The sequence below is a fragment of the Mesorhizobium sp. M7A.F.Ca.CA.002.09.1.1 genome, assembly GCF_003998555.1.
In the GTDB taxonomy this organism is placed as follows: Bacteria; Pseudomonadota; Alphaproteobacteria; order Rhizobiales; family Rhizobiaceae; genus Mesorhizobium; species Mesorhizobium ciceri.
This window is the reverse complement of the sequence record NZ_RZRR01000113.1, coordinates 1-9,329: the sequence shown is the minus strand read 5'-3', so window position 1 is coordinate 9,329 and position 9,329 is coordinate 1. Positions and strand designations below refer to the sequence as shown.

At 63.0% G+C, this 9,329-nt stretch carries 6 protein-coding genes and 2 pseudogenes; 6 read left to right on the top strand and 2 right to left on the bottom strand.

Features of this window, described 5'->3' with window-relative positions; all coding sequences use genetic code 11:
- Positions 1-238: pseudogene (locus EN994_RS07700) on the top strand (heavy metal translocating P-type ATPase); the annotation flags it as partial.
- 61 nt (positions 239-299) lie between these two features.
- Here the strand turns inward: EN994_RS07700 and EN994_RS07695 are convergent.
- Both EN994_RS07695 and EN994_RS07690 read right to left on the bottom strand, forming a co-directional pair.
- Positions 300-1,484: an MFS transporter gene (locus EN994_RS07695; protein ID WP_024505485.1), complete on the bottom strand. Its 1,185-nt coding sequence runs from the start codon at positions 1,482-1,484 to the stop codon at positions 300-302.
- 145 nt (positions 1,485-1,629) lie between these two features.
- Complete coding sequence (locus EN994_RS07690; protein WP_127307467.1) at positions 1,630-3,294, bottom strand: Na/Pi cotransporter family protein; 1,665 nt, start codon at positions 3,292-3,294, stop codon at positions 1,630-1,632.
- 387 nt (positions 3,295-3,681) lie between these two features.
- Between EN994_RS07690 and EN994_RS07685 the strand changes: the two genes are divergently transcribed.
- From EN994_RS07685 to EN994_RS35970, 5 genes and pseudogenes are all read left to right on the top strand, one after another.
- On the top strand, positions 3,682-4,053 hold the full coding sequence (locus EN994_RS07685; protein WP_013530147.1) for an RcnB family protein: 372 nt from the start codon (positions 3,682-3,684) through the stop codon (positions 4,051-4,053).
- A gap of 141 nt (positions 4,054-4,194) precedes the next feature.
- A complete protein-coding gene (gene dnaG, locus EN994_RS07680) occupies positions 4,195-6,132 on the top strand; it encodes a DNA primase (RefSeq protein ID WP_063168778.1) in 1,938 nt (645 codons plus the stop codon).
- A gap of 426 nt (positions 6,133-6,558) precedes the next feature.
- Positions 6,559-8,580, top strand: coding sequence for an RNA polymerase sigma factor RpoD (gene rpoD, locus EN994_RS07675; protein WP_013530149.1), 2,022 nt, complete (start codon positions 6,559-6,561; stop codon positions 8,578-8,580).
- 181 nt (positions 8,581-8,761) lie between these two features.
- A complete protein-coding gene (locus EN994_RS07670; protein WP_063168777.1) occupies positions 8,762-9,055 on the top strand; it encodes a GYD domain-containing protein in 294 nt (97 codons plus the stop codon).
- Positions 9,056-9,186: 131 nt separating this feature from the next.
- Positions 9,187-9,329 (top strand): annotated as a pseudogene (locus tag EN994_RS35970) (thiol-disulfide oxidoreductase); the annotation flags it as partial.

Below are 9,329 nucleotides of genomic sequence, written 5' to 3'. Positions count from 1 at the left end.
CCATGACGCGGCCGTGCAGGATCGCCGCGTCATGGACGTCGCGCGTATGGTGAAACTGTCGCGGGCGGTGATGGCCAATATCGGCCAGAACATCACCGTGGCGCTGGGGCTGAAGGCGGTGTTCCTGGTCACCACCATTTTGGGCATCACCGGCCTGTGGCCGGCGATCCTGGCCGATACCGGCGCGACCGTGCTGGTCACCGCCAACGCCATGCGCCTGCTGCGCTGGCGCGGGTGAAGCGCTTTTGGTTGATCACGATCTTTTCGGAAAACCGGCGTCCACTTTTCCGGATCGTGATCTACTCGGCTGGGGCTGTCAGCGGCGGCGTGGCGTTGCTGCGCCCTTCCCAGACATAAGAGGCGAGCGCCACTGCCACGGCGACCAGCATGGCGATGGCGCCCAGCAGCGGCAGGCTGCGGTAGCCATAGCCGCTGTTCAGCATCGCGGCGCCCAACGAAGCGGCCAGCGCGATGCCGACATTGAAGCCGGAGGGAATGAGCGACGAGGCGAGGTTGGAAGCATCTGCCGTCCAGGCCAGGATGCGGGTCTGGATCGGCGTGCCGATGGCGAAGTTGAGACCGCCCCAGATGACGATCGCCACAACCATCGGCAGGGGATAGGGGCTGACGGCATAGATCACGCCAAGCGTCACCGCCTGCAGGGCCAGCATGGTGATCAATGACGGCATCAGCTTCCAGTCGGAGAGCTTGCCGCCGAGGAAGACGCCGAGCGTCGCGCCGACGCCGTTGAGCAGCAGCACCCACGGCACCAGGTTCTCGTCGAGACCGGTGACTTCGAGCAGTGTCGGCGTGATGTAGGTGAACAGGCCGAACTGGCCGATCATCAGCATCAGCATCAGGATCAGCGATGTCCAGACCTGCTGGCGGGCCAGCACGCGGACCTCGCGGGCGAAACCGGCGGGCTTGGCCGATGAGCCGGTGGTGCGCGGCAAAAGGGCTGCCATGGCAAGCGTTGCCGCGACACCCAGCGCGCACATCACCCAGAAAGTCGCACGCCAGCCCCAGATGTTGCCGATCGCGGTGCCGGCCGGCACGCCGATGACGTTGGAGACGGTGAGGCCGGACAGGATGACGGCGACAGCCATGCCGCGCTGGTCCTCGCGCACGAGACCGACGGCAACGACCATGGCGACGCCGAAATAGGCGCCATGCGCGACCGCCACGGCAATGCGCAACAGAAGCATCGAGGTGAAATCGGGCGCCAGCGCGCAAGCCGCCTGGCCAATGGTGAAGGCGATGGCTAGGCCGAGCAGCAGGCTCTTGCGCGACAATGACTTGGTGGCGAGCGCCAGCAGCGGGCCGCCGATGGCGATGCCGCCGGCATAGCCGGAGACGAGATAGCCGGCGGAGGGAACCGAGACGCCCAGGCCTTGCGCCACCTGCGGCAGCACGCCGGCAATGACGAATTCGGTGGTGCCGAAGGCAAAGGCGGCGATGAACAGGGCGATGAGCGGAAGCGACATGGGGAAGCCTTAGCTGGAAGCGCCTCAAACCACGGATGGGCTTTGCGGGCAATCCAGAAATTTTTGTCGCGAGTTTAGGTTTTCTTGAATTGGATGCGAGCAGCCGCTTCCCTTCTCCCCAGGGGAGAAGGGAAAGTGGCGCTTCTCAGCTCGCCTTCAACCGCGACCCCGTCAGCAGGCCGCGCTCTTCAAGCACCGGATAGGCCATCGAGGCCAGCAGCGAATTGATCTGTTTCAGGTCGCGGATGGTGTCGAGATGGATCGAGCTGGTTTCGACGCTCTTGGCGGTGCCGTCGCGCAGCCGCACGAAATGGCTGGCGCTGGTTTCCTTTTCGCGGTCGCGCAGCCGGTCCTTTTCCAGCACCAGCTGACGGGCGGTCTCGGGATCGCGCGACACCAGAACGTTGAAGGCAAGCCGCGCATTGGCCAGAACCGAGCCATGGAAGGCGCACAGCTCGGCCCAGCCCTCGTCGGTGAATTCCAGTCCGCGCTCGAACTTCTTCTTCACATGCACCAGCATGTTGCGCACGATGATGTCGCCGACCTGCTCGAGCTTGACGCAGGCGCCGATCAGTTCCTGGCAGCGCAGCGCCTCGTCCTCGGTCAGCGGGTTCCTGGTCAGTTTGGCGAGGTAGAGCTTGATCGCGGCGTGCTTGCGGTCGACGCGGTCGTCGAGTGCGGCCAGCGCCTTGATCTTGTCGGCGTCGGCACTTTCATAGAGTTCGATGATACGCTTGAGCATGATCTCGATCGTCTCGCAGACCCGCACCACCTCGCGGGTGGCATTGGCCAGCGCCTGGCTCGGCACGTCGAGCGCGCTTTCGTTGAGCGCGGACAGCTCGACGACGTCAAGCGAGGCGGCCGGCACGGGCTTGGTGCCAAGTGCGACGATCTTCTCCGAAGCGCGGTAGACGAAGCCTGCCAGCGGCAGGCCGGCGAGCAGGATCAGCACATTGAACAGGATGTGGGCATTGACGATCTGGTCCGCCGCCGTCGAACCGAGAAAGGCGAAGTGCGGCCTGAAGATCATGACCAGGATCAGCATGACCAGCGAGCCAAGCCCGCGCATCAGGAGATTGCCGATCGGCACGACGCGCACCTCGGGGCTCGACGAACGGGTCAGCATCGGCGCGATGATCGAGGAGCCGAGGTTGACGCCAAGGATGAGAACGACGCCAAGTTCGGGCGTGATCAGGCCACGGCCTGCCAGCGTCGCCATCAACAGCACCGCCGCGATGCTCGACTGGAACAGCCAGGTGATCAGTGCCGCCAGCAGATAGGCGGTGATGGAATCGGTCGAGAAGTAGTTGATGATGACCGGCATGAGCTGGCTGTTGCGCAGGGGCTCCGATGCCTGGCCGATCATCTCCAGCGAGAGGATCAGAAGGCCGATGCCGACCAGGATGCGGCCGGACTGGCGCCAGTCGCGCCGCTCGGTGGCCATGAACATGACCGTGCCGGTGATCAGGCACAGCGGCACCAGCAAGGTGAGGTCGAAGGTCAGCAGCTTGACCACCAGCGCCGATCCGATTTCGGCGCCGCGCACTGCCAATTGACCCGCGGCGCCAGAGACGATGCCAGAGCCGGCGAAGGAGCCGACCAGCAGCGTGACGGCGGTGGAGCTCTGCAGGGCGATGGCAAGGCCGGGGCCGGCCAGCACCGCCATGATCGGATTGCGCATGGTGGCGCGGAGGCGATGGCGCAGCACGTCGCCATAGGCGCGTTCAACGCCGGTCTTCACCATGCGGGTGGCAAACAGCATCAGCGCCACGGCGCCGGCCAGATGCAGAAGGACGACGGACCCGCTCATTTCGTCCCCCGCATGCAAACAGGGCGCCCGCCCTGTTTTGCGTGGCGATCAGAAGGAAAAACGAGGGAACGAATCATGTTCATGGCGGTGACTTATAATAGCTCGAATATTTTAGCCGGATAATAAAATCTTGTCGATTTCAAGGGCCGTTGCCGCGCGACAGGCGGTGTCGGAAAATGGACGGACGCGCAAATGGTTGCATTGCTGGGCGGGCGCGAAGCGGCGGATAGGCCGAGTTTGCGGTGCGACTGGCTCCTGCCTTTGCGATCATGTTCAGCTTCCTTGGGTAAATCAAGGAATCCATTACATAATTGTAATGCGTGCGTTCAGTTTCGGTTCATCGATGGGCAGCTACTGCTTCGATATCGACAACCAAGGAGACTTCTCATGAAACGCATCGTCCTTTCCGCACTCGCTTTCTCGATGCTGGCCGCCACGTCGCTCACCGGCCAGGCCGCACCGCTGAATGCGCCGAACGCGCCGCAGTCGAACTACAGCCAGGTCGACTGGCAGAAGCCCGGCCACCACAGCGATGTGAGGAAGCGCGTTTACAAGAAGAAGGTCGTCGTCGTGAAGCGCAACAACTGGCGGCATGGCCAGAAATATTCCGGCTGGAAGCGCCATCAGCCGATCCGCGACTATGGCCGCTACGGCCTGCATCGCCCCGGCCGCGGCCAGGAATGGATCCGCGTCGGCAACGACTATGTGCTGGTCGGCATCCTCTCCGGCGTCATCTTCGGCGCGCTTGCCGCGCATTAATCGGCACCTTGCCGGACATTGAAAAGGGAGGCGGCCCGCTACGGCCGCCTTTCTTTTTGCCTGTGGAAACCGGGTATGGCCCGCATTAAGGGTCGTCGGATTTCGCGGGCGTGATTATATAATCGGGAAACGAGTTCCCCGATGCGCTTTCCACCCGCCTTCCTCGACGAGATACGCGACCGCGTGCCGATTTCATCGGTGATCGGCCAGCGCGTCGCGTGGGACCGCAAGAAGACCAACGCACCGCGCGGCGACTATTGGGCCTGCTGCCCGTTCCATGGCGAGAAGAGCCCTTCCTTCCACTGCGAGGACAAGAAGGGCCGCTACCATTGTTTCGGCTGTTCGGTCTCGGGCGATCATTTCAAGTTCCTCACCGAACTGGACGGGATGAGCTTTCCCGAAGCTGTGGAAAAGATCGCCGACATGGCCGGGGTGCCGATGCCGGTCCGCGATGCGCAGGAGGAGCGGCGCGAAAAGGAACGCGCCAGCCTGACCGACGTCATGGAGATGGCGACCGCCTTCTTCCAGGAACGGCTGCAGGGACCGGAAGGCGCCAAGGCGCGTGCCTATCTGCGCGACCGCGGCCTGACGCCGGCGACGCAGCAATCGTTCCGGCTTGGTTTTGCGCCCGACAGCCGCAATGCGCTGAAGGAGCATCTCGCCGCCAGGGGCGTGCCGAAAGCCGATATCGAGGCCTGCGGACTGGTGCGCCACGGCGACGACATCCCGGTTTCCTATGACTGGTTCCGCGACCGCATCATGTTTCCGATCCCGGATTCCAGGGGGAAGATCATCGCCTTTGGCGGCCGCGCGCTGCAGCCCGATGCGCTGGCCAAATACATGAACTCGCCCGACACCGAGCTCTTCCACAAGGGCAACGTGCTTTATAATTTCGCCCGCGCCCGCAAGGCCTTGGCCAAGGGCGGCACGGTCATCGCCGTCGAAGGCTATATGGATGTCATCGCGCTGGCACAGGCCGGCTTCGAGAATGTCGTGGCGCCGCTCGGCACCGCGCTTACCGAGAACCAGCTCGAGCTGCTGTGGCGCATGGCGCCGGAGCCGATGTTGTGCTTCGACGGCGACAAGGCCGGGTTGAAGGCCGCGTGGCGGGCCGCCGACATGGCGCTGCCGTCGGTGCAGGCCGGCCGCTCGGCGCGTTTCGCGCTGCTGCCGGAAGGCAAGGATCCCGACGATCTGGTCAAGGCCGAAGGACCGGATGCGTTTCGTAGCGTTCTGGCCGAGGCGCGGCCGCTGGTCGATCTTTTATGGATGCGTGAGACGGCGGGCGGCGTCTTCGACACGCCGGAGCGGCGGGCCGAGCTTGAGAAGACGCTGCGCGAACTGACCAGCCGCATCCGCGATGAAAGTCTCCGCTACCATTATCAACAGGAGATGCGCGAGCGCGTGTTGAGCTTCTTCGGCTCGCAGCGCGGCACCAGGCAAAGCGGCCGCCAGGATGGGCGCCCGGGCCAGGGCAAGGCAGCCGCTCCCGGCGGGCAGTTCGCCAAGAGCGGTGGCGGCCGCATTGCGATCACCGAAAGTCTCGGCCAGTCGGCTTTGGTCAAACGCGGCGGCGAGGGGATGTCGGTGCGCGAGGCGACGATCATCGTCGCATTGGTCAACCATCCGGCACTGATCGACGAGAATTTCGCCCATATCGAGTTTCTCGATCTCGCCAACTCCGATCTGAGGCGGCTGCATGCGGCAATCCTCGATGCAATGGCGCATGACATGGCCAATGACCGGCAGGCGGTGATTGCGACGATCGAACGCGCCGGCTGCGCCGAGATCTGGGAGCGGGCCGTCGGGTTGATCCGGCGGATGCGGCAATGGCCGGCGCTGGAGACCGCCGCCCTTGAAGATGCCCGCGATGCTTTCAGCCAGGCGCTGCACTTGCAGCGCAGCGCGCGCACCTTACATAAGGAACTGAAACAGGCGGAAGCGGCGCTCGCCACCGATCCCACAGACGAAAACTACCGGCACCTGATCGAAATTCAGGCGCAATTCCAGGATGTGCAAGCCACGGAAGCGCTGATCGAAGGGTTTGGCGTCTCCTCGGGCAGGGCAGGGCGAGCTTAGTTGGAAGCGAGTGAATTGAGAAAGCGTCGTTGCGCGTCGAAATGGCGCGTAACGGGCTAAGTCGGGTAATTGATTCGCTTTTTTCATGCGAATCATGCGAGAGGCGCTTGACCTTCTGGCAGATTGGCGGAATCAGGACGATTCGAAACGTTAACCCGAACCCGCGTCGACGGGAAATAAGCGATGTGAGGTACTGGTCACTGGACAGGCAGCCCGCCTGCCACAGATATCAGGGTTAATCTGGACTTAATGGATGTCGCCCAAAAAGGGGAAACCCGGTTTTGGGGCAACGACATACACCAAACGAAACGAGTTGATGCAGTTACTGGCCCGGTGAAGCGCGTTTCATAAGCGAGCGCATCCGATTTGACTGGTCCGACAGCTTACGCGGCTTTGAAGTTCGGCCGCTAGGAGAAGATAAAGACTATGGCGACAAAGGAAAAGGAAGAGGTCGAAACCGAACGCGAAGGCGCCACCGATGGCCCTCTGCTCGACCTTTCCGATGATGCTGTCAAGAAGATGATCAAGGCCGCCAAGAAGCGCGGCTATGTCACCATGGACGAGCTGAATTCGGTGCTGCCCTCAGAGGAAGTGACCTCCGAGCAGATCGAGGACACGATGGCGATGCTGTCCGACATGGGCATCAACGTGGTCGAGGACGACGAGCAGGGCGAGGAGCCCGAGGCCGCCGACACCGCGGCCGATGCCGAGGAAGACGCCAACGAGCTGGCTGAGCAGACCGGCACCGCGGTTGCCGCCACCACCACCAAGAAAGAACCGACCGATCGCACCGACGATCCGGTGCGCATGTATCTGCGCGAGATGGGCTCGGTGGAGCTTTTGTCGCGCGAGGGCGAAATTGCCATCGCCAAACGCATCGAGGCCGGTCGCGAGACGATGATCGCGGGTCTGTGCGAAAGCCCGCTGACCTTCCAGGCCATCATCATCTGGCGCGACGAACTCAACGAATCCAAGATCCTGCTGCGTGAGATCATCGATCTCGAAGCCACCTATGCCGGCCCCGAGGCCAAGCAGGCGCCGGTGGTCGAGCGCGTCGAGGAAGCCAAGGTCGAGGACAAGCCGCGCCGTTCGCGCGACGACGAAGACGACATCACCAATGTCGGCGCCGATACGCGTGGGCTGACGGATGACGACGACGAAGACGAGGACGAAGCAAGCCTGTCGCTGGCCGCGATGGAAGCGGAACTCCGCCCGCAGGTGATGGAGACGCTCGACGTTATCGCCGACACCTACAAAAAGCTGCGCAAGCTGCAGGATCAGCAGGTCGAGAACCGTCTGGCCGCGGCCGGCACGCTGTCGCCCAGCCAGGATCGCCGGCTGAAGGAGCTGAAGGACCAGCTGATCAAGGCGGTGAAGTCGCTGTCGCTCAACACGGCGCGCATCGAGGCGCTGGTCGAGCAGCTCTACGACATCAACAAGCGCCTGGTGCAGAACGAAGGCAAGCTGCTCAGGCTCGCCGAAAGCTACGGCGTGCGTCGCGAAGAGTTCCTGAAGGAATATCAGGGTTCCGAGCTCGACCCGAACTGGACGCGCTCGATCGGCAACCTGACCTCGCGCGGCTGGAAGGAATTCACCAAGAACGAGAAGGATGCGATCAAGGACCTGCGCGCCGAGATCCAGAACCTCGCCACCGAAACGGCGATCTCGATCCTGGAATTCCGCAAGATCGTCAACCAGGTGCAGAAGGGCGAGCGCGAAGCGGCGATCGCCAAGAAGGAAATGGTCGAGGCCAATCTGCGCCTCGTCATCTCAATCGCCAAGAAATACACCAATCGCGGCCTGCAGTTCCTCGACCTGATCCAGGAAGGCAATATCGGCCTGATGAAGGCGGTCGACAAATTCGAATACCGCCGTGGTTACAAGTTCTCGACCTACGCGACATGGTGGATCCGGCAGGCGATCACGCGTTCGATCGCCGATCAGGCGCGCACCATCCGCATTCCGGTGCACATGATCGAAACGATCAACAAGATCGTGCGCACCTCGCGCCAGATGCTGCACGAGATCGGCCGCGAGCCGACGCCGGAAGAACTGGCCGAAAAGCTTGCCATGCCGCTCGAAAAGGTACGCAAGGTCTTGAAGATCGCCAAGGAGCCGATCTCGCTCGAAACGCCGGTCGGCGACGAGGAGGATTCGCATCTGGGCGATTTCATCGAGGACAAGATGGCGATCCTGCCGATCGACGCGGCGATCCAGGCCAATCTGCGCGAGACCACCACGCGCGTGCTGGCCTCGCTGACGCCGCGCGAGGAGCGCGTGCTCAGAATGCGCTTCGGTATCGGCATGAACACCGACCACACGCTGGAAGAAGTCGGCCAGCAGTTCTCGGTTACCCGCGAGCGTATCCGCCAGATCGAAGCCAAGGCGCTGCGCAAGCTCAAGCACCCGAGCAGGTCGCGCAAGCTGCGCAGTTTCCTGGATAGCTGAGACTTACCGATGCAAAGAGTTCAAGGGCGCCGATGGCGCCCTTTTTTGTTTGTGGGGCGCACTCTTGCGGGCCGGGCCCTTCGGGAGGATAATTTCGCTGTCGGATGCATTTCTGGGCGATAACCCGGATGCCCGCCCCGGCGAAGCCGCCGTGCTCCGTGGCCCCGGAGGGAGGTGTGCCATGACAAGCTACATCGTGCTGATGAACTGGACGGAGCAGGGTGCCAGAAACGTGCGCGAGTCACCGAAGCGGCTCGACGCCGCCAGAAAGCAGCTGGGAGACATGGGCGGATCGTTCAAGGCGTTCTACCTGACCATGGGCGAATACGACATGGTGGCGATGGTCGAAGCGCCCGACGACGCGGTGCTGGCGCGCTTCTCGCTGATGCTGGCGGCAGCCGGCAATGTCAGGACGCGGACGCTGAAGGCCTTTCCCGAATTGGCCTACCGCGAGATCGTCACCTCGCTCGGATAGAGCCTGTAGCGGAAGGGCCGGACCGGCTGGCCCGATACATTCTCCTTCGCGCGAGCGACCGAGCGACGTCTTGACGGCGCCCGATCGTTCGTGGTCCTTCAAGTTTGCGCTACCAACCAAATGCCGGAACTATGCTGACCGTCTGGTACAATACGCGCTGCCCGGTCTGCGATGCCGGGATCAGCAGGCAGAAGCGGCGGCTGATCGAAGCGGTCAAGGCTGGGCGGATCGAGTTCCGAGACATCAATCTTGAACCGGCAGCGCTAGCCGGCCT

What these genes read in the sequence shown, in the direction of transcription:
- EN994_RS07695 (WP_024505485.1), bottom strand. Translation starts at nt 1,484, where the DNA reads ATGTCGCTTCCGCTCATCGCCCTGTTCATCGCCGCCTTTGCCTTCGGC.
- EN994_RS07690 (WP_127307467.1), bottom strand. Translation starts at nt 3,294, where the DNA reads ATGAGCGGGTCCGTCGTCCTTCTGCATCTGGCCGGCGCCGTGGCGCTG.
- EN994_RS07685 (WP_013530147.1), top strand. Translation starts at nt 3,682, where the DNA reads ATGAAACGCATCGTCCTTTCCGCACTCGCTTTCTCGATGCTGGCCGCC.
- dnaG (WP_063168778.1), top strand. Translation starts at nt 4,195, where the DNA reads ATGCGCTTTCCACCCGCCTTCCTCGACGAGATACGCGACCGCGTGCCG.
- rpoD (WP_013530149.1), top strand. Translation starts at nt 6,559, where the DNA reads ATGGCGACAAAGGAAAAGGAAGAGGTCGAAACCGAACGCGAAGGCGCC.
- EN994_RS07670 (WP_063168777.1), top strand. Translation starts at nt 8,762, where the DNA reads ATGACAAGCTACATCGTGCTGATGAACTGGACGGAGCAGGGTGCCAGA.